Origin of the sequence: Mangrovitalea sediminis (assembly GCF_002514725.1) — a bacterium.
GTDB classification, from domain to species: domain Bacteria; phylum Pseudomonadota; class Gammaproteobacteria; order Pseudomonadales; family Oleiphilaceae; genus Mangrovitalea; species Mangrovitalea sediminis.
Genome location: NZ_NTLB01000008.1, coordinates 52,005 through 77,061 on the forward strand (window position 1 = coordinate 52,005; position 25,057 = coordinate 77,061).

A 25,057-nucleotide genomic window follows, 5' to 3' on the forward strand; every position below is an offset into this window, starting at 1 on the left:
CGGCCGCGAAGGCCGCGCATGGATCTTTTACTGCGCGTAAACCGGGAAGCGAGCGCAAAGTGCCTTCACATGTTCGCGAACCCGGTTGATCGTCTCTTCATTGGCGATGTCGTCCAAGATATCACACATCCAGCCTGCCAATTGCCGACACTCCGCTTCACCGAAACCACGGGTCGTCACTGCAGGGGTACCGACGCGCAGGCCGGAGGTGACAAAGGGAGAGCGAGGATCGTTGGGAACCGCGTTCTTGTTGACGGTAATATGGGCACTACCCAGCGCTGCATCCGCATCCTTACCGGTAATATCCTGCTTGATCAGGCTTACCAGGAACAGGTGGTTCTCGGTACCACCGGAAACAACGTCAAAACCACGGTCGATGAAGACGCCGGCCATTACCTGGGCATTCTTGACGACCTGCTGCTGGTAAGTCTTGAACTCGTCGCTCATCGCTTCTTTGAAGCAGACTGCCTTGGCGGCGATCACATGCATCAGGGGACCACCCTGGCTGCCCGGAAAAACGGCGGAATTCAGTTTTTTCTGCAGGTCTTCATTGACGCGAGCCAGGATCAGGCCACCACGCGGACCCCGCAACGTCTTGTGCGTGGTCGTGGTCACAACGTCCGCGTAAGGCATCGGATTGGGATAAACCCCGGCAGCGACCAAGCCGGCGACGTGGGCCATATCTACGAAGAGGTAGGCGCCGACCTTATCCGCAATATCACGGAAACGTGCGAAATCCAGCGCCTGGGAATACGCGGAGAAACCCGCCACGATCATCTTCGGCTTGTGCTCCAGAGCAAGGCGTTCGACTTCGTCGTAATCAATCAGGCCGGTTTCCGTGTTCAGGCCATACTGAACAGCCTTGTAAATCTTGCCGGAGAAGTTCACGGAAGCACCGTGAGTCAGGTGGCCACCATGAGCCAGGCTCATGCCGAGCACGGTATCGCCCGGTTGCATCAAGGCCATATACACTGCGGCATTAGCCTGTGAGCCAGAGTGCGGCTGGACGTTGGCATAGTCAGCGCCGAACAGTTCGCAGGCGCGCTCGATGGCCAATTGCTCCACCTGATCGACAAATTCACAACCGCCGTAATAACGCTTGTGCGGATAGCCTTCGGCATACTTGTTGGTCAGCACGCTACCCTGAGCTTCCATAACCCGCGGGCTGGTATAATTTTCCGACGCGATCAGCTCGATATGCTCTTCCTGGCGGACCTTCTCGGCCTCCATGGCAGTCCAGATCTCGTCATCAAAACCGGCAATCTTCATGTCGCGCGTAAACATCATCAGCCCCTGTAGCGTTAACTTGCCGCGCCAGCCAGCGCAGCCCTGCGGAAATGGGCGCCTATTTTAGCGTATAAGGGCGCCAATGGCACCACGCCTGTGCAGGCCTTCGCCAATTGCCATGCCCAGTCGGATTGGTTAACGTAGCGGCTTGAATCCCTTGCGCACCCAATCCTTCGAAGAGTCCGTGAATCCAGGCCGTTCAGGCGCATCCGGTTCGCGACACCGACGAGGCCTTACACACAGGACCTCATAAGGATGCGCGTCGACGCAACACTACGACCTCAGGTATCGATTCCGTTATGGCTCAATACGTTTTCACGATGAACCGGGTGGGCAAAGTCGTCCCACCCAAGCGAGAAATCCTCAAGGACATCTCCCTCAGTTTCTTCCCAGGCGCAAAAATCGGCGTCCTCGGCCTGAACGGTGCCGGCAAGTCGACATTGCTGCGCATCATGGCCGGCGTCGACCAGGACTATATCGGCGAAGCCCGTCCCCAACCCGGCATCAAGGTAGGTTACCTGCCCCAGGAGCCGCAACTGGATGAAAGCAAGACTGTCCGCGAGGTCGTGGACGAAGCCGTATCCGCCGTACGCGACGCCCTGCAGCGCCTGGATGCCATCTACGCTGCCTACGCCGAACCTGACGCAGACTTCGATGCCCTAGCCAAGGAACAAGGCGAACTTGAGAGTTATATTCAGGCCGCCGAAGGACACGACATCGACCGCAAGCTGGAAGTCGCCGCCGATGCCTTGCGCCTGCCGCCCTGGGAAGCTTCGGTGAAGAACCTGTCAGGAGGCGAACGCCGGCGGGTCGCTCTGTGCCGCCTGTTGCTGTCCGGGCCGGACATGCTGCTCCTCGATGAGCCTACCAACCACCTGGACGCCGAGAGCGTCGCCTGGCTGGAGCGTTTCCTGCACGACTACCCCGGCACAGTCGTAGCCATCACCCACGACCGTTACTTCCTGGACAATGTCGCAGGCTGGATACTGGAGCTCGACCGCGGACACGGCATTCCCTACGAAGGCAACTACAGCCAATGGCTGGAAGCCAAAGAGAAGCGTCTCGAAGCCGAGGCCAAGCAGGAAGCTGCCCACCAGAAGGCCATCAAACACGAGCTGGAATGGGTGCGTAGCAACCCCAAGGGGCGCCAAGCCAAGAGCAAGGCACGTCTGGCCCGTTTCGACGAACTGAACTCCCAGGACTTCCAAAAGCGCAACGAGACCAACGAGCTCTATATCCCGCCCGGCCCGCGCCTTGGCGACAAGGTCATCGAGATCGACAATATCAGCAAGCGATTCGACGATAAGCTGCTCTATGAGAACCTGTCCCTGACAATTCCGCCCGGCAGTATCGTCGGTATCATCGGCGGTAACGGTGCCGGTAAATCGACGCTGTTCCGGATGATCGCCGGCGCCGACAAGCCGGACAGCGGGGAAATCCGCATCGGTGAAACCGTCGAGCTCGCCTGGGTAGACCAGACGCGCGATCTGGATAGCAGCAAGACCGTTTGGGAAGAGGTCAGCGACGGCCAGGACATCATCCAGGTAGGCAGCTATCAGGTCCCGTCCCGCGCCTATGTCGGCCGCTTCAACTTCAAGGGCACCGACCAGCAGAAGCGGGTAGGCGACCTTTCCGGTGGTGAACGCAACCGCCTCCACCTGGCCAAGCTGCTCAAGGCGGGCGGCAACGTTCTGCTGCTCGATGAGCCGACCAACGACCTCGATGTCGAGACCCTCCGCGCCCTGGAAGAGGCACTGCTCGCCTTCCCCGGCTGCGCCATCGTGATCTCCCACGATCGCTGGTTCCTGGATCGTGTGGCAACACACATCCTGGCATTCGAGGGCGACAGCGAAGTGGTCTGGTTCGAAGGCAACTTCAGCGAATACGACGAGGACTACCGCCGCCGTAAGGGCGATTCTGCCCTCGCGCCGCAGCGAGTGAAGTACAAGCGCCTCGCCTAGGCGGCTATTGGCACCCCGCGCCCTGAACCCGCGGGGTGCCAATCCATTCACGCTTCACCCAATCGCGTCTATAGTAAGAAGCTAGAGTGATCAAGAGACGACAATGAGCCAAACTTGGCCCTCGTCGGCTGCCATAAACTGTCAGAGACCACGCGTCTTCTTACTTTAGCGATGCAGGTGAATCCGTTGAGCATGAAACCGACCGACCGGCGCCGATTCAGCAGAATCCTTTTCGATGCCCCTTGCGAACTGCATCAAGGCGACCAGCAATGGCGCACCGAAGTGCAGGACATTTCTCTCAAGGGTATCCTGGTGCGCAAACCGGACAACTGGAACGGCGACCTGAAAAAGCCCTTTGAAGTGGTCATCCATCTGGCCGAACAGGGCATCGCCATCGTCATGGCCCTCCAGCTCAAGCACACCGCGGAAACCCAACTGGGATTCCTCTGCCAGTACATCGACCTGGAAAGCGCAAGTCACCTCAAGCGGCTAGTCGAACTCAATCTCGGCGACCCCACCCTGCTCGGCCGTGAACTTATGGCCCTGGGGAAGGACGCCTGAGAAACAACGTTGCTTAACGGTATAAATCCGCCAGCGCCTCCAGCGCCTCGCCAAGCCGCGTTACGGGCACGATTTTCATATTCTCTACCGGCTTTCTGGGCGCATTGCCCTTCGGTACGACCGCCACTTTAAAGCCGTGCTTGGCCGCTTCCAGAATACGCTCCTGCCCACTCGGTACGGGGCGAATTTCTCCGGACAATCCTACCTCGCCAAAAATCACCAGATCCTGCGGCAGCGTCCGATCCCGAAACGAAGAGACTATCGCCGCCAGCAGGGCCAGGTCGGCCGATGTTTCGGTAACCTTCACCCCGCCGACGACATTGACGAAAACATCCTGGTCCGCACAATGCAAACCACCATGACGATGCAAGACCGCCAACAGCATCGATAGTCGATTACCATCGAGTCCGACAGCCACGCGCCTCGGATAGCCGGCCTGCGCCGTATCCACCAACGCCTGAATCTCGACCAGCAGCGGTCGCGTTCCCTCCCATACCACCATGACGACGCTACCCGGCGCCTCTTCGGAACTCCGGTTAAGGAAGATCGCGCTGGGATTTTTCACCTCTTTCAGCCCTTGCTCCATCATGGCAAAGACACCCAGTTCATTCACCGCCCCAAACCGGTTTTTGGTGCCACGCAGGGTCCTGAAGCGACTATCGGAGGAGCCTTCGAGCAACATCGAGCAGTCGATCATGTGCTCAAGCACTTTCGGCCCCGCAAGACTGCCATCTTTGGTAACGTGCCCCACCAGCAGCAACACTGTGCCGGATTGCTTGGCGAAACGGGTCAGGAACGCCGCACTCTCACGCACCTGGGAGACGCTCCCGGGCGCCGACTCCACCTCACCGATATGCATCACCTGAATACTATCGACGACCATGACCCGCGGCTTTTCCTGCTCCGCGATCTGGACGATCTGCTCGACACTGGTTTCCGAGAGGATTTTCAGGCGATCCGTCGGCAACCCCAGACGGCGCGCCCGCAAGGCCACCTGCTGCAGGGACTCTTCCCCGGTCACATACAAGGTGGACAGTTGCTGAGAGAGATGACAAAGGGTTTGCAGTAACAGCGTGCTTTTGCCGGCCCCGGGATGGCCGCCGATCAATACGGCGGAACCGGGCACCAACCCGCCCCCCAGAACACGGTCCAGCTCACTCATACCGGAGCCGACACGTTCCTGCTCCGAAAGATCGATCTGATCCAGGGTACTGACCTGACTCAGGGCACCGGCATAGCCCTGAAAACGGGCACCCCTTGAGGCCGTGCCCGGGGAGGACGCCCCGCGAAATTCGCTGATGGTGTTCCAGGCCCGGCAGGCACCGCACTGGCCCTGCCACTTCGTGTATTCCGCACCGCAATCGGTACAAACGAAGGCTACCTTGTTCTTCGCCATAACGCCGTTCATCGCCACTCAGTTGGAGACGGCCAACCGTAGCGAATCTGTCAGCAAATAGCTACTCACCCCTGAGAGAGAATCCCTCAGGCTTCCGGGTGCAGTACGGCATGCAGGAATTCCTGCGTGCGCTGATTTTTGGGCTCCGTAAAGATCTGGTCGGGCGGCCCCTCTTCCCGGATAGCGCCCTGATCGAAGAAACAGACCCGGTCCGAGATCCGGCGCGCAAAATCCATCTCATGGGTTACCAACAGCATGGTCAGATCATGCTCTTCCGCGAGCCGGTGAATGACCTTGAGTACGTCGCCAACCAACTCAGGATCCAGAGCACTCGTCGGCTCATCGAACAACATGACCTGGGGACGCATGGCCAAAGCCCGGGCAATACCGACCCGCTGCTGCTGGCCACCGGACAGTTGCGGCGGGAACTTGTCCGCCTGATCGGACAACCCCACCATATCCAACAGTTCCCGCGCCCTCTCCTGGGCCTCCTTCCGGGAAAGCCCCAAAACACGGACAGGTGCTTCTGTAAGGTTCCGCATGACGGTCATATGCGGAAACAGGTTAAATTGCTGAAACACCATCCCCAGCTTTTTTCGCATCTGCCGCAGATGCGCTTCGCTCGCGGGAACCAGCTCATGGCCCCGTTTCTCATGCCATAACGGGTCACCGTCCAAATAGACGACACCCTCGTTGATCGGCTCCAGTGTCATCAGCACGCGCAGAACCGTCGATTTACCGGATCCTGACGGCCCGATGATCGTCACCTTTTCACCGCGTTTGACTTTGAAATCGAGGTTTTTCAGCACTTCGAAATCACCAAAGCGTTTGGTGACCTTGTCGAAATGAACCAGCGTGTCATCACTCATTTCAATGGAATCCCCCGTTTCGGCAAGCGCGTATCGAGAGCGCGAACCAGGAAAGATGCAAATAACGTCAAGAGAAGATAAAGCCCACCCACCATGGTGAGCGGAATCAGATACTGGAAGGTCCGGTCACCGATAATTTTTGCCACGTTCAGCATTTCCAGGACCGTGACAACGGAGAGAACCGGTACATCCTTCATGATGGATATCAGGTAATTGCCCAGCGCGGGGATAATCCGGGGAACAGCCTGGGGCAGGATGATCCGTGTAAACGTATCGGCACGGCTCAGGTTGAGCGCGCGGGAGGCTTCGGTCTGTCCACGCGAGACCGCTTCGATGCCAGCCCGATAGACTTCCGAGGTATAGGCGCTGTACTGGATCCCCAGCGCCACAGCCCCGGTCATAAAAGCCGGCAGCAAAATGCCGTAGTTCGGCAACACAAAATAAAGGAAGTACAGTTGAACCAACAGCGGGGTATCGCGAAAGAATTCGACGATAAACGCTACCGGATAGGAAATCAGCCGCGTTGGCGAACCGCGAAGAACCGCAAAGACCAACCCCAACACCGCCGCGATGAAGAATCCCAGCAGAGTGGCCTCTATGGTCACCAGCATCCCATGCAACAGGATGGGTAGAATGGAAAGGGCGAAAGTCCAGTTGGACGTCAGATCCCAATGGTAGCCAAACAGCATCAGCGACCTCCCCCGGCTTTCCAGCGCCCAATGCGTTTTTCCAACACTTTCATCACAGCCGTCAGAACCAGCGCCAGGGCAAAGTAGATAAGCAGAGTCATCCCGTAGATTTCAGTGCTCTTCTGCGTCAGGTTGCGAAGGCTTTCCGCCCTGAAGGCCAGGTCGCTCAGGGTAATCAGCGACACCAGCGCAGTATCCTTGAGGTTCTGTACCGCCAGATTGCCGAAGGGCGGCAACATTTCAGGCAGGGCCTGGGGCAGCGCGACATACCATAAGGCCTGCCAGGAGGTGAAATTCAGCGCTCGCGATGCCTCATACTGCGACTTGGGAACCGCCTGGATGGCCCCCCGCACAACTTCTGCACCGTAGGCGCCGATATTCAGAGACAAGGCGGCAATCCCGGCCGTCATCGGAGACAGGCTGACCCCCATCAAAGGGAGCGCGAAAAAAATCCAGAACATCTGGACCAACAGCGACGTGCCCCGGAACACCTCGATGTATGCCACGGAAACGGATTTGACGACAGGGTTTCCGGACAGACGCCCGATACCGAAGGCAAAGGAGCAGAGAGCACCGATCAGCGTCGACCAGAACGTCAACTCAACGGTAACCCAGGCACCGCCCAGCAAGGTCGGCAGCATATCCAACATAGATCGTTATCCCTTTCCAGCGCCGCCAGGACGGCTTGTCGGTCGCATGCCGGGGCGCCGCCAAAGTGGTCGCCACCGACTGGAAGGAGGTGTTGGCCAGGACCTCAGCAGAGACCTGGCCGATGCCCGGTTACTTGCCCGAACAGAGTTGCTTCGTGGTCTTCTTAAAGGACCCTTCGATATCGGCCTGAGGGAAACCGTACTCACTCAGGATCTTCTTCCAGGCAGCCGTCTTTTTAAACGCGACCAACTTCTTGTCGAACGCGTTACGAAATGCCGTTGAAGATTTGTTGAAGGTGAACCCCCCCCAACTACGCACTTCCTTGCCATCGATAACAGGGTCGGTAAACGGCTCGGCGACCTGCACCTTGTCACTCTTGCTGGCCAGGTTGCTGGCCGTCAGCCCGGTCGCCGCATAGGCAGCCGCACGACCGGTAGACACGGTGGAGATGGCATCGGCGTTGCTGTTGATCGTCACCATGTTGCTACTGGGCACCCCCAGTTTCTGCAGCATATCCAACTGATCGGCACCGGCCATGATCGCCACTTTCTTATCGCCGGTCTTGAAATCGCTGTAGGAGTGAACATTGCCGGGATTACCCTCTGGCACCAGAAGGCCTTCACCGTAACTGGTATTGGGTTCTGAGTAGATCACCTGCTTACAACGTGCCGGTCGGATCGCCATTTCGGCCGCGACCATGTCGAACCGGTTGGCCTTGAGCCCCGGTATCAGAGAACCGAACTGGGTCACAACCCATTGTACGTTGTCGATCCCCATTTCTTTCAGAACGGCGCGAGCAACCACGGGACCGGCACCTTCGGCTTCCCCCTTACCATTCATAAAACCGTAGGGAATTTCGTTGGCGATCGCCACACGGATATAGCCGCGTTTCTTGATTTCTTTCAGCGTTACAGCGCTGACACTGACGGCAAATACACAGCCCAAGAGCGCGATGACAGCAGAGGCAATAAGCTTTGATCTGCAATTAATAACGTTCATTATTCTTCCCTCGTATGTCTGAATTTCAAACGGGCAATCAAATAATACAACCCGTTAACAGAACCTCCAGGTTCAAGATTGTTGAACTATTATATTTAGATGTCAAATCATTAAGGTTGCCATACCAACGAAAACGAAGTACAAAAAACACCCGCCACGCGAACAAGCCACCCGGCAAGTGGCGCCTTTGATCGCACTGGTTTTCACGATAGGCCGCGGCAGCGGGCCCCAAAACAAAGCACAGCCCGGAGACAGATTTCCGGCCTAAAGACTCAACTTTTAGGGGAGGGGCTTAGCGATGCACGGGGACAGCAAGTCGTGCCGACAGAGGCATGAAGAGAGATCGATTGGACGGGGAAAACAAGACTGCGGGGAGACCGTGGTCACGGAGATCCTTACACCCAGAATCTCCGCAACTTCACAGATCAGGCGGTGTGGTATTGCGCGCTCAGCTCATGCACCGCATCGACAAAAATCCGCGGCGCCTCTGGGTCGACATCCTGTCCGATTCCATGTCCCAAATTGAATACATGCCCACTTCCCGAACCGAAACGCTGCAAAATGTCAGACACTTCTGCCCGGATACGCGACGCCGGCGCATACAGGGTTGCAGGATCCATATTCCCCTGTAGGGCGACACGATCACCGATACGGGATCGCGCCTTGTCGATATCCGTGGTCCAATCGAGACCGACCGCATCGGTACCGCTATCAGCAATCATCTCAAGCCACTGGCCGCCGTTTTTGGTGAAGAGGATAACTGGAACCTTGCGCCCCTCGTGCTCCGGGATCAGGCCGCCAATGATCTTACGCATGTAGGCCAGGGAGAACGCTTCGTATGCCGCGGTGCTAAGCACGCCACCCCAGGTGTCGAAGATCTGAACCGCCTGAGCACCCGCTCGAATCTGCGCATTGAGATAGTCGATAACCGCGAGCGCCAATTTGTCGAGCAATGCATGCGCCACATCCGGCTCAGCGAAGATCATCCGTTTGATGGTCCGAAAATCCTTACTTGAACCGCCCTCAACCATATAGGTCGCCAGGGTCCAGGGGCTGCCGGAGAAACCGATTAGCGGCACCCGCCCATTCAAAGCCTGACGAATGGTTCGGACCGCCGACATAACATAATCCAGGTCGGCATCAGCCTTGGGAACGGGCAAAGCTGCAACGTCTGCCGCGGTCCTTACCGGCTTACGGAAACGCGGCCCCTCGCCTTGCTCGAAATAGAGCCCCAAGCCCATCGCATCCGGTATGGTCAGGATATCGGAAAACAGAATGGCCGCATCCAGCGCGTAACGCTCCAGCGGTTGCAACGTGACCTCACAGGCGAGATCCGCGTTCTTGCAGAGACTGAGAAAGTCCCCGGCCCGGGCACGCGTTTCGCGGTATTCGGGCAGATAGCGCCCGGCCTGGCGCATCATCCAGACTGGCGTGCAATCCACCGGCAAGCGCTGTAGCGCCCGCAAGAAACGGTCGTTCTTCAATTCGCTCATGGAACCCTCAACGAAGTCGAACAGATGTGAATGCCGGTGACATTATGCAGGATAGAGCAGCAGAGCGCCCATTTTGCAGGGCGCCCCGTGCTTTCTGGGGAGAAGCAGCGATCAGACGTCCAGGTAATCCAGAATGCCATCCGCTGCGGAGCGGCCTTCGGCAATAGCCGTAACGACCAAGTCCGAACCGCGAACCATATCACCACCCGCAAAAATCTTCTCGTGGGTGGTCTGGAACGGGAACTTGTGCTGAGCAGGCGCCATTACGCGACCACTGCCATCAGTTTCGATACCATACTCCGAGAACCAGGACGCGGGACTTGGACGAAAACCGAAAGCGACCAGAACCGCATCCGCCGGGATCACCTCCTCACTTCCCGGGACCACTTCCGGGCGCTGCCGACCTTTCTCGTCAGGCTCTCCCAGACGGGTCTGAATAACCTTGACCCCTTCAACCTGATCTTCGCCGATAATCGCAATCGGCTGACGGTTGAACAGGAACCGGACTCCCTCCTCGCGGGCGTTAGCCACTTCGCGACGGGACCCCGGCATGTTGTCCTCATCCCGGCGATAGGCGCAGGTTACGCTGCTCGCCATTTGACGGATGGCTGTACGGTTACAGTCCATAGCCGTGTCGCCACCACCCAGAACCACAACGCGCTTGCCCTTCATGTTAATGAAGTCTGAGGGATCCTGCTCAAACCCCAGACGTCGGTTGACGTTGGAAATCAGGTAAGGCAGCGCATCATAGACACCCGGCAGTTCTTCACCCGGGAAACCACCACGCATGTAGTTATAGGTTCCCATACCCATAAAGACGGCATCGTATTCCTCGAGCAGTTCCTGTATCTGCACGTCCTTGCCGACTTCCGTATTCAGGCGGAACTCGACGCCCATGTACTCGAAGATTTCGCGACGACGTGTCATGACGCCTTTTTCCAGCTTGAACTCTGGAATCCCGAATGTCAGCAAGCCACCGATTTCCGGATAGCGGTCAAACACGACAGCCTTGACGCCGTTACGCACCAGAACATCCGCACACCCCAGTCCCGCAGGCCCTGCGCCGATCACGGCAACTTTCTTGTCGGTCCAGACTACCCGGGACACGTCCGGACGCCAGCCCAAGGCAAAAGCGGTATCGGTGATGTACTTCTCCACCGAACCGATGGTGACCGCTCCAAAGCCGTCGTTCAGGGTACAGGCGCCTTCACACAGGCGATCCTGCGGACAGACGCGGCCACAGACTTCCGGCAACGAGTTGGTCTGATGACACAGCTCCGCGGCCTCAAGAATGTTGCCCTCAGAGATCAGCTTCAACCAATTCGGAATGTAGTTGTGAACCGGGCATTTCCATTCGCAATAAGGGTTACCGCAGGCCAGACAGCGATGTGCCTGGCTGGAGGCTTCCTCCTCGCGAAACGGCTTGTAGATTTCTGCGAATTGGCGCTTGCGCTCATCTGCGGAAACCTTCTCGGGATCGTGCCGCCCGACCTCAACAAACTGGAAATCGTTATTCAAACGCTCTTTCATTAATCGCACCTCTGGAATCCTTCACGCTCGACAATCAGCACAACCCGTCCTTATTCCGGACGGGCTCGGGTGCTTGCCAGCAGGACCTTCAGGTTGGCCGCCTTGGGCTTAACCAGCCAGAACCGGCCCACGTAATCATCAAAGTTGTCGAGTATGTGCTGCGCCCACTCGCTTTCCGTTTCGGCAACATGCTCGCCAATGACGCGGCGCAGATGGTTGCGATAGGGTTCCATTTCTTCACTCGAGATACGGTGAATCTCGACCAGTTCGTGATTATATTTGTCCACAAAACTGTTCTGCTGATCCAGGACATAGGCAAATCCGCCCGTCATACCCGCGCCGAAGTTGTAGCCGGTCTGCCCCAGCACAGTAACGATACCGCCGGTCATATATTCGCAGCAGTGGTCGCCAGCCCCTTCGACGACAGCATGCACGCCGGAGTTACGCACACCGAACCGCTCACCTGCCGTACCAGCCGCAAACAATTTGCCGCCCGTTGCACCGTACAGACAGGTATTACCGATGATCGCGGTTTCCTGGGTCTTGAAGCTACTATCACTTGGCGGACGAATCACCAGTTTGCCACCGGTCATCCCTTTGCCGACGTAGTCGTTGGCATCGCCGTCCAGATACATGTGCAGACCGCCCGCATTCCAGACACCGAAACTCTGACCCGCAGTCCCTTCGAAACGGACTTTGATCGGCTGGTCCGCCATCCCCTGGTTGCCGTGGCGCTTGGCAATTTCACCGGACACCCGCGCACCGATTGACCGGTCGCAGTTGGTGATTCGATAAGCCCACTCGCCACCCGCCTTTTGTTCAACAGCCGCCAGCATATCAGCCACCATCTTCTCGGCCAGGCTGCCCTTGTCAAAGGGCTCGTTGCGCTCCAACTGACAGGTCTGGGGCTTGTCCGTGGGAATATGATCGTTGCGCAGGATCGGCATCAGGTCCAACTGTTTCTGACGCGGGGTCTGGCCCGGCAATACCTCAAGCAGATCCGTACGTCCGACCAGCTCCTCCAGCGTACGGACACCCAGTTTGGCCATCCATTCGCGGGTTTCCGCCGCCACAAAGCGGAAGAAATTCATGGCCATCTCGACGGTTCCGTTGAAATGGTCATCACGCAACCCTTTGTCCTGAGTGGCGACACCGGTGGCGCAGTTGTTGAGGTGACAGATACGCAGATACTTACAGCCCAGCGCCACCATCGGCGTGGTGCCGAAGCCAAAGCTTTCCGCGCCCAGGATCGCCGCCTTGACCACGTCCAGACCGGTCTTCAGACCGCCATCGGTCTGCAGGCGAACCTTGCCGCGCAAATCGTTGATGCGCAGCGCCTGGTGCGCTTCGCTCAACCCCAGCTCCCAGGGCGAACCCGCGTAGCGGATGGAGGTCAGCGGACTTGCCGCCGTCCCGCCGTCATACCCGGAGATCGTAATCAGGTCCGCATAGGCCTTGGCCACACCGGCCGCAATGGTACCGACACCCGGTTCGGACACCAGCTTGACGGACACCAGCGCTTCCGGGTTGATCTGTTTCAAGTCGAAGATCAACTGCGCCAGATCCTCGATCGAATAGATGTCGTGATGCGGCGGCGGTGAGATCAGCGTCACACCCGGCACCGAATAGCGCAGGCGCGCGATCAGTTCGTTGACCTTGCCTCCGGGCAGCTGGCCACCTTCACCGGGTTTGGCGCCCTGAGCCACCTTGATCTGCATGACATCGGCGCTCATCAGGTATTCCGGGGTTACCCCAAAACGGCCCGATGCCACCTGTTTGATCTTGGAGCGTCGCTCAGTGCCGTAGCGAGCAGGATCTTCGCCACCTTCACCGGAGTTGGAGCGCCCACCCAGACGGTTCATTGCCGTCGCCAATGCTTCATGGGCTTCCGGCGACAGAGCCCCCAACGACATCGCCGCTGAGTCAAACCGGGTGAACAGGCCCTCAACCGGCTCAACTTCGTCGATATCGATCGGGCTGACCTTGTCACTGAATCCCAGAAGATCCCGCAAGGTGGCAACCGGACGCTCGTTGACCAGCGCGGCGTACTCCTGGTAACGACCGTAGTCACCGGTCTGCACAGCCGCCTGCAGCTTGCCGACAACATCAGGGTTGAAGGCATGGTACTCGCCACCATGGATGTATTTGAGCAAACCACCCTGCAAAATGGGCTTGCGCGACTTCCAGGCCATATCGGCCAGCAGAACCTGGTCTTCCTGGAAATCGTAGAAGCCCGCCCCCTGAATACGGCTGGCGACGCCCTTGAAACACAGGTCGACGACTTCATCCGCCAGACCAATCGCCTCGAACAACTGGGAACCGCGATAGGAAGCTACGGTCGAGATACCCATCTTCGACAGGATCTTGAGCAGGCCCTTGTTGATGCCCTTACGGTAATTGTTCTTCGCCTCAATCGGATCCATCAGCAATTCGCCGGTACGGATCAGATCATTGAGAACCTGATATGACAGGTACGGATAGACCGCTGTCGCACCGAAGCCAAAGAGTACGGCGAAGTGGTGCGGATCCCGGGCCCAGCCGGTCTCGACGATGATATTGGAATCACAGCGCAGTCCCTGTTCCACCAAACGGTGATGAACCGCGCCGGTTGCCATCAGCGCATTGATCGGCAACTCACCACGGACCAGCTGGCTATCACTGAGAATAATCAACACCTTGCCACTGCGCACCGCCTGCTCGGCCTGATCGCAGACGGACTCGACCGCCTGCTTCAACCCCAACTCCGGGCGATAGCTGAGCTTGATGCGCATTGCCTCGAAGCCGGGGCGAGTATTGTTCGCTATCTTGAGGAACTTGGCTGGCGACAACACCGGCGTCGACAGGATCATCCGGTTGGCGTGCTCTGGCGTCTCTTCGAAAACGTTGCGCTCCGCCCCCAGGCAGGTCTCAAGGGACATGACAACGGCTTCACGCAGCGGGTCGATCGGCGGATTGGTTACCTGCGCGAATTTCTCACGAAAATAATCGGCCACGTGGCGAACACGGCTGGAGAGGACCGCCATCGGCGTATCGTCGCCCATGGAACCAACGGCCTCCTGGCCGTTTTCGGCCAGCGGGCGCAGGATCTGGTCGCGCTCCTCGAAGGACACCATGAACATTTTCTGATAGATCAGCAGCTCATCGCGATCCATCAGTTTGAAGTCAGGCGTATCCAGGTTCAGTGTGGACTCGACACGCAATGCATTCTCACGCAACCAGCGTTTGTAGGGCTGAGCGGTCTTCAGGCGCTGATCAACGTCATGGGTATGCATGACATCGCCCGTTTCCGTGTCGATGGCCAACATCTGCCCGGGCCCGACGCGCCCCTTGGCAACGACATCTTCGGGCTTGTAACTGTAAGTGCCGATTTCGGAGGCCAGGGTGATAAAGCCATTGCGGTTGATGACCCAGCGCGCCGGACGCAGGCCATTACGGTCCAGCATACAAACCGCATAGCGGCCATCCGACATAACGAGGCCGGCAGGGCCATCCCAGGGCTCCATGTGCATGGAGTTGTATTCATAGAACGCACGCAGGTCGGCGTCCATGGTGTCAACGTTCTGCCAGGCGGGCGGCACCATCATGCGCGCCGCACGGAACAGGTCGACACCTCCGGCCAGCAATACCTCCAGCATGTTATCCATACTGGACGAGTCGGAACCGGTCCGGTTGACCAGAGGCTGAATGTCCTGCAGATCGGGCAGGTCAGGCGACTTGAACTTGGACGCACGCGCCACCGCCCAGTTACGGTTGGCCTCAATGGTGTTGATTTCACCATTGTGCGCCAGGAAACGGAAGGGCTGGGCCAGCGGCCAACGCGGCATGGTGTTGGTCGAGAAGCGCTGATGGAACACGCAGATCGCCGTTTTCATATCCGGGTCACCGAGGTCCGGATAGAAGCTGGTCAAATCCGCAGGCATCATCAGCCCTTTGTAGGACAGCGTCTTGTGGGACAGGCTGCAAATATAGAAATCCCTGTCCTCCTTCAGGTCCTGCTCTGCCAAACGGCGTGCAATAAACAGGCTGATTGCGAACGAGCGCTCATCCTTGCCGTTGGCGGAGACGAAGATCTGCTCGATACGTGGCAGACAGTCCAGCGCCATCTGACCCAGGCAGCTGGTATCCGTAGGCACTTCACGCCAACCATGGACCTTTAGCCCTTCCTTCTGAAGACGGGCTTCCAAGGCATCACGGGCAATTCCGGCAAGCGCATCGTCCTGGTTGAGAAACACCATGCCAACGGCATACAGGTCACCGAGATCGGCGCCCAGGGTTTCGCGACCGACCTTACGCAGAAAGGCATCAGGTTTCTGCAACAGCAGACCACAACCATCGCCCGTCTTCCCGTCTGCCGCGATACCACCCCGGTGTGTCATACAGGTCAGCGATTCGATGGCGGTTTGCAGCAGTTCATGGCTGACTTCACCCTGCATATGGGCGATTAGACCGAACCCGCAGTTGTCCCTGAACTCTTCAGGATGATACAAACCAGTCATCATAAGCGTTCTCTCGCAATAAGCTCTTTCCAATCAGAAACTTGTCGCCAAAAAGCACGAACGTCCAGCTTCTGACCCTGAAATTGGGGGCTGGCTATTTTACACGCACAGCCCTACCCACTCAAACCGGGCAAACTTTCGCTCCCTGCCACCAGCACTTCCCGCCCCGGCGCGGGCAGCCCGTCGCAGCGATACAAGGCGCCGCAACAGAGCGTTTTGATAGAGACTGGGGTCCACCGTTCACTGCCGCCCAGGGTACTGAAAAGGCCTTTCGGCCAGAAAGCAGACACTGACGGAGTTGAATACAGGCGCGGAACTATTTTGGTTATTAGGGGGATGCCGCCCAGCCCTTTGTGGGGCCCGGATAACGGCTATGCACCGGCGAGCGGCAAACGAGCGCGGCCAACTTCACCTTACCTGATGCATCGACACTCAGAGATCGATTGGCAGGCGCTGCTTCACTGACGGTGCATCCACAGTGCACACGCCGCACCGTGAAAATTCATCGGACTCTAGAGACCTGCCGTTCGGCGGACCCAGGGTCCCTGCTTTCGAATTGCCTTGGATAGCTGATCAAGCGCCTTGTGAGCCTCTTGAGAATCCCTATACGTTCCATGTACTACCACATACCAAGGCTTGCCCTTGTAGGACGAGCGAGTATACACCAAAGATACTGACGCATGCTGGTGTATAAAATCAATGGCTGTGCTCTCATTATGCCCCGCCGCCATCTGAATGGTATAGGCTCCGCGCGATTTGAGTGCATCGACCGCGACAAATTTCGACGGCATCGACGGCGAGAAAACGTTCCTCGACAGCGCCTTTTTCTCGGGAGCGGGAGCCTTCACCGTAGGCACCACCTGCTGGCGATCCTGCGACGCCGGCGCGGACGATGCAACCGGTTGAACGGGCCGGGGCAAAACACTTGGCTCCGCCGAGACATCCGGCTTAGGCGCCACTGACGTTGGCGTCACAGGGCGCGGAGCCGCCTGAGCAGTCTGCGGCTCCGTCATCGCAGCCGTGCTGGACGCCCCGGGGTTTTCTGACGCAGGCTCACCCGAAGAAGGTGCGGAAGACGACGACTCCGGCGAGGCCGCTACCCTCTCGGGCGACGAAGAAGCGGGAGCCTGCGCCACAGGCAGGTGAGACGGCGAAGCCCGGCCTTCGTCACCTGGCACAGCGGCCCCCGTTTCTGGAGATGGCACAGCCGGCTGAGCAGCAGGCATCTGTGGCGGTGACGCAGGCTCCGCCATATGAACCATGGGGCGCTCAGGAATCACCGTTGTCTGGACAAGCGAGGAACGTGATATATCCGGCTTGTAGAACCATGACACGGCAAGATAAGACACCAGCATGAGCAACACCACCAGCGCCAACCAGCGCGCCGGACCGAACCCGCCCGGGGTCTTTTTCGATTTCGGCGGACTGGGAGGCGTCCCCTGGCTCAATCCAGAGAGCACGGCCGGGGTGACCCGACGCAAGCGCCCCAGGGAGCCCTCGCTCTGCTGCAGGATCTGTTTCAACTTAGCCTTACTGGGAGCCTCTGCCCTCTGCCCGCCCCCAAAGCTAAGCGCCTGATCGACATACTCCGCGATATCATCGAGACTCAGGGGGTTTAAGGCGATCTGGTGCAGCCAGGGGGAACCTTCCGCATCCTCTTCGCCCGTCAGCGTTCGCACCAGCGATTCCTCGCCGGCCAGCAAAGGGATTGCTGCCTGACTCCGGCTGGCACGCCGAAAGGCGCTCACCAGAACTTTCAACACCTCTGGCGGAACACGCTCGGCATCATCCACCAGAAGAACCATTCGGCGGTCTTTACGCGCAGCGGTCTCACTCCACCGAAAAAAACCGGAGATAACCAGCTCAGGAGATTGCCCTAGCGGCAGTTCACTATTGGCTTGGGCCAGAAGGGCGGCCGCCAGCTCACGAATCGACGTTAACTGGGAGGCGGGAAGAAGCCTGAAATCGAGTTGAGTTTTCTCTCGCCGGCAAAGTTCGGCAAGTGTCCGCGTCTTGCCCGCGCCACGGGCGCCGCTGACCAGCAGCACCATGTCACCGAAACAGGCCAGGTGCCGCAGCGATTCAATACTATGCTGACGGCGGGCACCGGTGAAGAAGAAGCCCGAATCTTCAGTGAAAGGGTCTCGAGCCAACCCATATTGCTCTCTAAGACGGCCACGGACATCGTCTTCGGCACTTAACCCGCTGACAACATCCTCAGCGAGCGTTCCGCTAATTGTGACTCGATCCTCTTTCATGAGAGCAAAACGATTCCAGCGTTTGACGCAGCACAACCTGCGCCACATCGTCAGTTATTTCAGCACGTCCTAACGTTCTCATCAGCACGAGACGCAGGCGGCCATCCACATTCTTTTTATCTACGGCCATCAACCGCAGGAAATCGTCCGGCATCATACCCTTGGGAGGCAGGAGCGGCAAAGCGGACCGCTGCAGCAAGGCCTGGACACGCGACACATCCTCTGCGGACAACCAGCCAAGGCGTGCGGAAAGATCGGCCGCCATCAGCATACCGACAGCAACAGCCTCACCATGCAGCCACTCACTATAACCGGTATGGGTCTCGATAGCGTGACCAAAGGTGTGACCGAGGTTCAGAATGGCACGCAAGCCCCCTTCTCGCTCATCCAAGGCGACAACTTCCGCCTTACAGGCACAGGACCGGTATATCGCTTCACTCAATGCCAAGGGGTCCAGCGCGACAACGTCGTCCAGATGCTCGTCCAACCAGCGCAGGAAGGCAGGCTCACGAATCAGTCCGTACTTGATCACTTCCGCCAGGCCGGCGGCAAACTCTCGCGGCGGCAAACTCTTCAATGTGTCCGTATCGATCAACACAACGCCGGGCTGATGGAAGGCACCAATCATGTTCTTCCCCAGGGAATGGTTGATGCCGGTCTTACCGCCCACCGAGGAATCCACTTGCGACAACAGGGTCGTCGGAATCTGGATAAAATCGACGCCCCGCTGATAACAGGCCGCCGCGAAGCCGGTCATATCGCCAACCACACCGCCACCCAGTGCGACCAAAGTCGTTTTACGGGTGTGCCGATTGGACAACAAACCGTCGAAAATCAGGTTAAGCGTCTGCCAGTTCTTGTAGCGCTCTCCATCCGGCAGGACAACCGAATCAACCGCCTTGCCCGGCAGACTCCCCAGCAGAGATTCCAGGTAAAGTGGCGCGACAGTCTCATTCGTCACAACGAGGACCTGATTCCCCCGGACCCAGGGCGTCAGGTCAAAGTGCCCCAGCAGGCCCTGACCAATCACGATAGGGTAACTGCGTTCACCAAGATCCAAATCCAGACGCTTAACAATTTCAGGCATGATGCCGCCCCTCTTTTCTGGCTTTCCGGTAATGCCTTGGCGTCCTCGGTTTCAACCGGTTAATCACCTGACGAACGACCAGCCGAGGACTTTTGCGATCAGTCATCATCACCAGATTGGCAAGAGAGTGATACAGAGGATCCCTGCGCTCAAAAAGGTCTGTCAGGACGGCCAACGGGTCATCACGCTGGAGCAGCGGCCGATTGCGGTCTCGACGGGTACGTTCGTATTGCTGGGAAATGGAGGTCTTCAGGTAGATCACCATGGCATTGCGACTCAGGAGTTCGCGGTTCTGCTCCCGCATCACTGCGCCTCCGCCCGTAGCGATAACAACATGATCGAGCTGACACAACTCTTCCAGAATATGGGTTTCGCGATTGCGAAAGCCTTCCTCCCCCTCAACATCGAAAATCCAGGGAATATTAGCCCCACACCGCTCTTCGATCAGGCGATCGGAATCAATAAAGGTATATCCGAGCTCTCGGGCCAGCAGGCGCCCGATTGTGCTCTTCCCGGCACCCATCGGCCCCACCAGCACAACACGCTGAGGCAGTTCCATCATCATGCGCTACCAATTGGACTGGCCGCAGAGGATAGCACAGGGCAGCGGAGTGCATAAGCCGGTAAAACCATTACTGGGAGATGAAACGAAAAAGCCCCGAAGGAGAACCTTCGGGGCTTTGGATTGCAGCGCAGAGTAGCCGCCTTGCTTACTGAGTAAGGTCGCTCTTCACGATTTTAGGCGTGATGAACACCAGCAACTCGCTACGCTGATTACTCTTACTGGTCTGGCGGAACAGCCGGCCCAGGTAGGGAATGTCACCCAGGAACGGCGTCTTGGTGATTGTTGTAGTCTGCTGGGACTGGAAGATCCCGCCGAGAACAATGGTTTCGCCATTGTTGACCAACACCTGCGTTTTTACCGAATTGGTATCGATCGCAGGAACATTGTTCACCACCTGCCCCTCGGAATCCTGATGCACTTCCAGATCCATGATGATCTTGTCATCAGGCGTGATCTGCGGAGTCACATCAAGTGAAAGGACCGCATCCTTGAAGGATACCGAAGTCGCGCCACTGGACGAGGCCTCCTGATAAGGAATCTCGGTACCGGACTGAATCTTCGCCTGCTGACGGTCTGCCGTTACCACCTTCGGCTGAGCCACGATTTCCGCCTTGCCGTCACTTTCCAGAGCGGACAGTTCGAGATCGATCAGGTAGTCGCTCTTCAGGTAACCGAATGCGATAGAGCTGGTGCTGCTCTTGGTCACGCCAAGGTCAACCATCATGCCGGAGTTATTGAAGCCCGTGCCGCTGGACTGCAGAGTCCCCAGGTTGCTGGAACTGTTACCGACCACAAAGTTGTTGTTGGAATCACCCACATATTGAGCGCCCCAACGAACCCCCAGATCCGAGGATACCGTGGTTTGAGCCCGCACAATCCGCGCTTCGATCAGGACTTGTCGAACCGGAACGTCCCAGGTCGTCACCAGGCGGCGAATCTGCTCGAGCTTGTCCGTCGTTTCCCGCACGCTGATGGTATTGGTGCGGGAATCGGAGGAGATGAATCCGCGGGAAGAGATCAGGTCCTTGTCTTGCTTGAGCAGTTTGACGATGTCAGCCGCCTTCGCATAGTTGATCTGGATAATATCCAGGTGCAGCGGCGCCAATTCAGAGATCTGCTGATTGGCCTGAGCCTCCAGCTTCTCCTGTGCCGCCAATTCCGCAGCAGGCGCGACCAACAGCACGTTACCCACCTGACGCTTCGCCAGCCCCTTGGTCTTGAGGATCAGGTCCAGCGCCTGGTCCCAGGGCACATTCTGCAGACGCAGGGTGATATTTCCTTTAACCGTATCGCTCGCCACCAGATTCAGGCCTGTAAAGTCCGCAATCAACTGGAGTACGGAACGGACTTCGATATCCTGGAAGTTCAGCGACAGTTTCTCACCCGTATAGGGGAATTTCTCTTTCTGACGCTTGTCCGCTTCCTGCTGGGTCAGCTTCTCGACACTGACCGTAAACTGATTATTGGTCTGGTAAGCCAGATAGTCGTAAGTCCCCTCCGGCTTGATACTGATAACCGTGGTGTTGTCTTCGGTGTAGCTGTCGATTCGTTTGACGGGCGTGGCGAAGTCAGTAACGTCCAGCTGACGACGCAGCTTTTGCGGCAACGTCACACCGTGCGCACGCAGGATGATCTTTCCACCTTTTTCCGACATATCCACGTCGACTTTCGGGTTTGAGAAGGTCACCACGACCTGCCCCTGACCATGATCTCCGCGATGGAAGTCCACATTGGTCACGCTGGGCTCAGCCGCAGCAGCCGAATCACTGTTCGAAACCGGCGTGGCGGAGTCGGCGGACGCCACCATGGCAGCACCCTGCTGCCCACCGATGACGACCTTCAACTGATCGCCATCCACCTTGGCACTGTAGGGCACCAGTTGCACCAGGTTGAAAATCAGCCGTGTACGGTCTTTCGCATCGACCACCGTCAGACTCTGCGCATTGCCACCGCCGAGACTCAGGTAGCGAGACTTCAGCGCCGCATCCACGCCTTTAAGATCCAGCGCGATTCGCGCCGGTTGCTGGATGGTATAGCCGGTAGGCTGGGGAGGCGGTCCGCTGAATGTCAATGTCACCAGCGTCCGGTCACCCGGCAACGACGAAAAGTTTGCGTCCTTGAGGGTAACGCCCCAGGCCAGGTTGGCCACCATCGCCAGGGCGGTTACCGCCGTCCAACTCTTGAGTTTCCTGAACATCGTTAGCCTCAACCCCAAGCGTTTTTGTTCAATGTTTTTACGAGTATTCATGACAGCGCCCCAGGTCATCCTTCATTCAACGAAAGGGTTCTGGGTCTTTGCACCCAGCCGCCGTGACCATCAGGGACGATTTCCACCAACTGTATCTGTGTGTCCGTGATGCTGACGATACGGCCATAGTTCTTACCCATATGGTTACCGACTCGCACTCGGTGAATACCACCCTGCCCATCCGAAACCAGCGCCCAAAGCGTCTTGCTGCCAGCCTTGTGCAACGTGCCAACCATCTTCAGCTTGTTGAGATCGAAATTTTCCAGCACTTCCTTCGGCCGGTTGAAATCCGGCTTGATGGAGCTGGTGTTCTCCTTCTGCAGCATAGCCAGCTTGGCATCGACAGGCGGCTCAAACGGTGAGCGCTTACCAGCCTCACTGTAGGTGAACGCCTCATAAGCCTTAAATTGGGGCAGCGGCTCGACATGACCGCGCGGAGCCGAACGGGCCTGCGCCATGAATTTGTCGAGATCCCCATAGCCCTGATTCTTCGAACAGGCCGTCAATAACAGCAGCGCCGCCATCATTCCCAGAAGCCTAGCTGCATTCCGAAAATTCATGCGCTCAACCTCCCGACTTCTTGTTATACCGGTAGGTCTTGGCAAGGATCTGCATGGTCAGCCCATTCTCCTTCCCATTGGCCGGCTTGATCGTGAAGTCGTGCAACGTGACGATACGCGGCAACCCTGCGACACCGCTGACAAAAGAACCCAGTTCATGGTAAGTGCCTGTAACGTCGATATTTATCGGCAACTCCGCATAAAAGTCCTTCTTGATCACCGGTTGCAGCTTGACCTGCTTGAGACTCAAGCCGCTGCCAAGCGCCGTATTGGTGATGTCCTCAAGCAACCCGGGCACTTCGGTATCGCTCGGCAGCTGACGCACCAAGGCCCCAAAGGTCTGCTCCATCTCCTTCATCTGCTGGCGATAAACAGCGAGATTCGCGACCCGGTACGCCTTGGACTCGTAATCCTTTTTCAGCGTCTGTTCCTTGGCCTGAACCATAGCCAGTCGACTGTATTGGTCCTTGACGAAGAACCAGTAGCCACCGCCAAAGACAAGGCCGAATACGATAAGCAACACAATGCCTTTGATCGGCGCCGGCCAGATGCCCGCGTTGTTGACATCAAGATCATTGATGTCAAAGTTTTTGATGCTTTCTAATGACTCTGCCAGGCTCACTTCTTCTTCTCCAAATCGACATCCGGGGCCTTCTGCATCACTGTCATATGAAATTCACTGTAGCCCGCCTTGCGGCTGTCTGCTGCGGAAACATTGGAAAGATTGGGATCTGTGAACCACTCGGACTTTTCAAAATTTCGCATCAGCTGGGAAATACGGCTATTCGACTCCGCCATACCCGTAATCGACAGTGTGTTTCCTTTCTTGCTCAGATCCGTGTAATAGACCCCGTCGGGCAATGTCCGAACCAGCTCATCGAACACATGCACGATGATGGCGCGCTTACCCTGAAGATCCTGAATGACCTTCATTCGAGCCAGCAACTCCTCACGCTTTTTCTTGAGGTCTTCTATTTCACGGATTTTCTTGTCCAGCTGCTTTGTCGCGTTCTGCAAGTAGGCATTGCGGCTATTTTGGTAGGAGATCTGGCTATCCATATGTGCATTCCAGAGGAACGCCAGGCCGGCACCGATGATCACGGCGCCAACGAGCATCACGACAAACTGCTTCTGCCGCTCGGCGCGAAGCTCCTCACGCCAGGGTCTGAGGTTTATCCGTGCCATCAGTCAAAACTCCTCATAGCCAGACCGCAGGCAATCATCAGAGAAGGGGCATCATTACTCAACGCAGAGGCATTAACTCTGGACCCGACAGCCATATCGGCAAAAGGATTGGCAATGAGTGTAGGCGTGCCCACCTTGTCCTGAACCATATCCGCCAGGTGCGGTATCGACGCTGTCCCACCCGCTAGGATGACGTAATCCACGGTATTGTACTGAGCCGCACCGAAGAAGAATTGCAAAGCGCGCGCAACCTGCTGGACAACAGCTTCACGGAACGGCGACAAAACCTCGTTCTCGTAATCGTCCGGCAGCCCACCCTGCTTCTTGGCCAGCCCGGCCTCTTCCAATGAAAGGCCATAGCGCCGCTGTATTTCCTCCGTCAGCTGCTTTCCACCGAACAGCTGCTCACGGGTATATATTGTCTTGCCATCGACAAGAACGCTCAGCGTCGTCATGGTGGCGCCCACATCGACGACAGCCACGACCTGCTCTTCGCCATCGTTTTCGAGCTGCGGCTCGATCATGGCGAAAGCCCGCTCCATCGCATAGGCCTCAACATCGACGATTTTCGCCGTCAGCCCGCCGATCTGCAGCGCATCCTCACGGATATCCACATTTTCCTTACGACAGGCGGCCAACAGAACGTCGACCTGATCAGGATTGCTTTCGGAAGGCCCTATGACCTCGAAATCGATAGCGACTTCGTCGAGTGGGTAGGGAATATATTGATCCGCTTCGAGACTGATCTGATCCTCCATCTCGAACCCATTCAGCCCTCCATTCATCTGGATCACCTTGGTGATGACCGCAGAGCCGGAAACCGCGACCGCAGCCAGCTTGAGTCCAGTCTTGGACTTGCCGACGACGCGTTTGATAACATCACCCACGGCTTCAACGTCAGTGATATTCTTTTCGACCACAGCATTGGACGGAATCGGCTCGACAGCATAGCTTTCGACCCGAAATCGATCCCCCTGCTTCGACAACTCCAACAGTTTGACGGAGCTGGAGCTGATATCGACGCCCAGAACGGCAGTAGCCTTCTTAGAGAACAATCCGAACACGAGTTCACCCTATCCTGGTTACATGCACCCGGTTTCTTTTACTTTGTTAAGAGAATTTGTCGCGTAATCCGACTAAACTGCCTAACTCGCTTTGCGTTAAGGCAACGAAAGGGCGTAAATAACTCACCCTTTCTAAAGCAGTTTCTGAAATGATAGAC

The 25,057-nt window shown here is 57.4% G+C and carries 19 protein-coding genes; 2 read left to right on the forward strand and 17 right to left on the reverse strand.

Annotation, left to right across the window (positions count from 1 at the left end):
* Positions 1-27: 27 nt before the first annotated feature.
* Positions 28-1,284: a serine hydroxymethyltransferase gene (gene glyA, locus CLR77_RS19015; protein WP_097462300.1), complete on the reverse strand. Its 1,257-nt coding sequence runs from the start codon at positions 1,282-1,284 to the stop codon at positions 28-30.
* A gap of 302 nt (positions 1,285-1,586) precedes the next feature.
* Here glyA and ettA point away from each other — a divergent pair, with 302 nt between their 5' ends.
* Both ettA and CLR77_RS19025 read left to right on the forward strand, forming a co-directional pair.
* The gene (gene ettA / locus CLR77_RS19020; RefSeq protein WP_097462301.1) at positions 1,587-3,248 is read left to right on the forward strand and encodes an energy-dependent translational throttle protein EttA; all 1,662 of its coding nucleotides are present in this window, start codon (positions 1,587-1,589) and stop codon (positions 3,246-3,248) included.
* Positions 3,249-3,440: 192 nt separating this feature from the next.
* Positions 3,441-3,809 carry a PilZ domain-containing protein gene (locus CLR77_RS19025; protein ID WP_406564973.1) on the forward strand — a complete coding sequence of 123 codons (369 nt, stop codon included), beginning with the start codon at positions 3,441-3,443 and terminating at the stop codon, positions 3,807-3,809.
* 13 nt (positions 3,810-3,822) lie between these two features.
* Here CLR77_RS19025 and radA read toward each other — a convergent pair whose 3' ends face one another.
* The 16 genes from radA to CLR77_RS19105 form a co-directional block, all read right to left on the reverse strand.
* Complete coding sequence (gene radA, locus CLR77_RS19030) at positions 3,823-5,205, reverse strand: DNA repair protein RadA (protein ID WP_097462407.1); 1,383 nt, start codon at positions 5,203-5,205, stop codon at positions 3,823-3,825.
* An 86-nt stretch (positions 5,206-5,291) separates the two neighbouring features.
* The gene (gene ehuA, locus CLR77_RS19035; RefSeq protein ID WP_097462303.1) at positions 5,292-6,074 is read right to left on the reverse strand and encodes an ectoine/hydroxyectoine ABC transporter ATP-binding protein EhuA; all 783 of its coding nucleotides are present in this window, start codon (positions 6,072-6,074) and stop codon (positions 5,292-5,294) included.
* A complete protein-coding gene (gene ehuD, locus CLR77_RS19040) occupies positions 6,071-6,763 on the reverse strand; it encodes an ectoine/hydroxyectoine ABC transporter permease subunit EhuD (RefSeq protein ID WP_097462304.1) in 693 nt (230 codons plus the stop codon). The genes ehuA and ehuD overlap by 4 nt, the downstream gene beginning before the upstream one ends.
* Positions 6,763-7,413 (reverse strand): ectoine/hydroxyectoine ABC transporter permease subunit EhuC, encoded by a 651-nt coding sequence (gene ehuC, locus CLR77_RS19045; protein ID WP_097462305.1) that lies wholly within the window; start codon positions 7,411-7,413, stop codon positions 6,763-6,765. The genes ehuD and ehuC overlap by 1 nt, the downstream gene beginning before the upstream one ends.
* A gap of 130 nt (positions 7,414-7,543) precedes the next feature.
* On the reverse strand, positions 7,544-8,413 hold the full coding sequence (gene ehuB / locus CLR77_RS19050) for an ectoine/hydroxyectoine ABC transporter substrate-binding protein EhuB (RefSeq protein ID WP_097462306.1): 870 nt from the start codon (positions 8,411-8,413) through the stop codon (positions 7,544-7,546).
* A gap of 425 nt (positions 8,414-8,838) precedes the next feature.
* A complete protein-coding gene (gene hemE / locus CLR77_RS19055; RefSeq protein WP_097462307.1) occupies positions 8,839-9,906 on the reverse strand; it encodes a uroporphyrinogen decarboxylase in 1,068 nt (355 codons plus the stop codon).
* A 111-nt stretch (positions 9,907-10,017) separates the two neighbouring features.
* On the reverse strand, positions 10,018-11,436 hold the full coding sequence (locus CLR77_RS19060) for an FAD-dependent oxidoreductase (RefSeq protein WP_097462308.1): 1,419 nt from the start codon (positions 11,434-11,436) through the stop codon (positions 10,018-10,020).
* A gap of 50 nt (positions 11,437-11,486) precedes the next feature.
* On the reverse strand, positions 11,487-15,935 hold the full coding sequence (gene gltB / locus CLR77_RS19065) for a glutamate synthase large subunit (protein WP_097462309.1): 4,449 nt from the start codon (positions 15,933-15,935) through the stop codon (positions 11,487-11,489).
* A gap of 509 nt (positions 15,936-16,444) precedes the next feature.
* Positions 16,445-18,190, reverse strand: coding sequence for an SPOR domain-containing protein (locus CLR77_RS19070; RefSeq protein WP_158227245.1), 1,746 nt, complete (start codon positions 18,188-18,190; stop codon positions 16,445-16,447).
* The gene (aroB, locus tag CLR77_RS19075; protein WP_097462311.1) at positions 18,165-19,277 is read right to left on the reverse strand and encodes a 3-dehydroquinate synthase; all 1,113 of its coding nucleotides are present in this window, start codon (positions 19,275-19,277) and stop codon (positions 18,165-18,167) included. The genes CLR77_RS19070 and aroB overlap by 26 nt, the downstream gene beginning before the upstream one ends.
* Positions 19,270-19,836, reverse strand: coding sequence for a shikimate kinase AroK (gene aroK, locus CLR77_RS19080; protein WP_097462408.1), 567 nt, complete (start codon positions 19,834-19,836; stop codon positions 19,270-19,272). Before aroK ends, aroB begins: the two co-directional genes overlap by 8 nt.
* A gap of 151 nt (positions 19,837-19,987) precedes the next feature.
* On the reverse strand, positions 19,988-22,090 hold the full coding sequence (gene pilQ / locus CLR77_RS19085; RefSeq protein ID WP_227520006.1) for a type IV pilus secretin PilQ: 2,103 nt from the start codon (positions 22,088-22,090) through the stop codon (positions 19,988-19,990).
* Between the two features lie 14 nt (positions 22,091-22,104).
* Complete coding sequence (locus CLR77_RS19090) at positions 22,105-22,650, reverse strand: pilus assembly protein PilP (RefSeq protein ID WP_097462313.1); 546 nt, start codon at positions 22,648-22,650, stop codon at positions 22,105-22,107.
* A gap of 4 nt (positions 22,651-22,654) precedes the next feature.
* Positions 22,655-23,272, reverse strand: coding sequence for a type IV pilus inner membrane component PilO (gene pilO / locus CLR77_RS19095; RefSeq protein ID WP_097462314.1), 618 nt, complete (start codon positions 23,270-23,272; stop codon positions 22,655-22,657).
* On the reverse strand, positions 23,269-23,835 hold the full coding sequence (locus CLR77_RS19100; RefSeq protein WP_097462315.1) for a PilN domain-containing protein: 567 nt from the start codon (positions 23,833-23,835) through the stop codon (positions 23,269-23,271). Before CLR77_RS19100 ends, pilO begins: the two co-directional genes overlap by 4 nt.
* On the reverse strand, positions 23,835-24,899 hold the full coding sequence (locus CLR77_RS19105; protein WP_097462316.1) for a pilus assembly protein PilM: 1,065 nt from the start codon (positions 24,897-24,899) through the stop codon (positions 23,835-23,837). Before CLR77_RS19105 ends, CLR77_RS19100 begins: the two co-directional genes overlap by 1 nt.
* Positions 24,900-25,057: the final 158 nt, after the last annotated feature.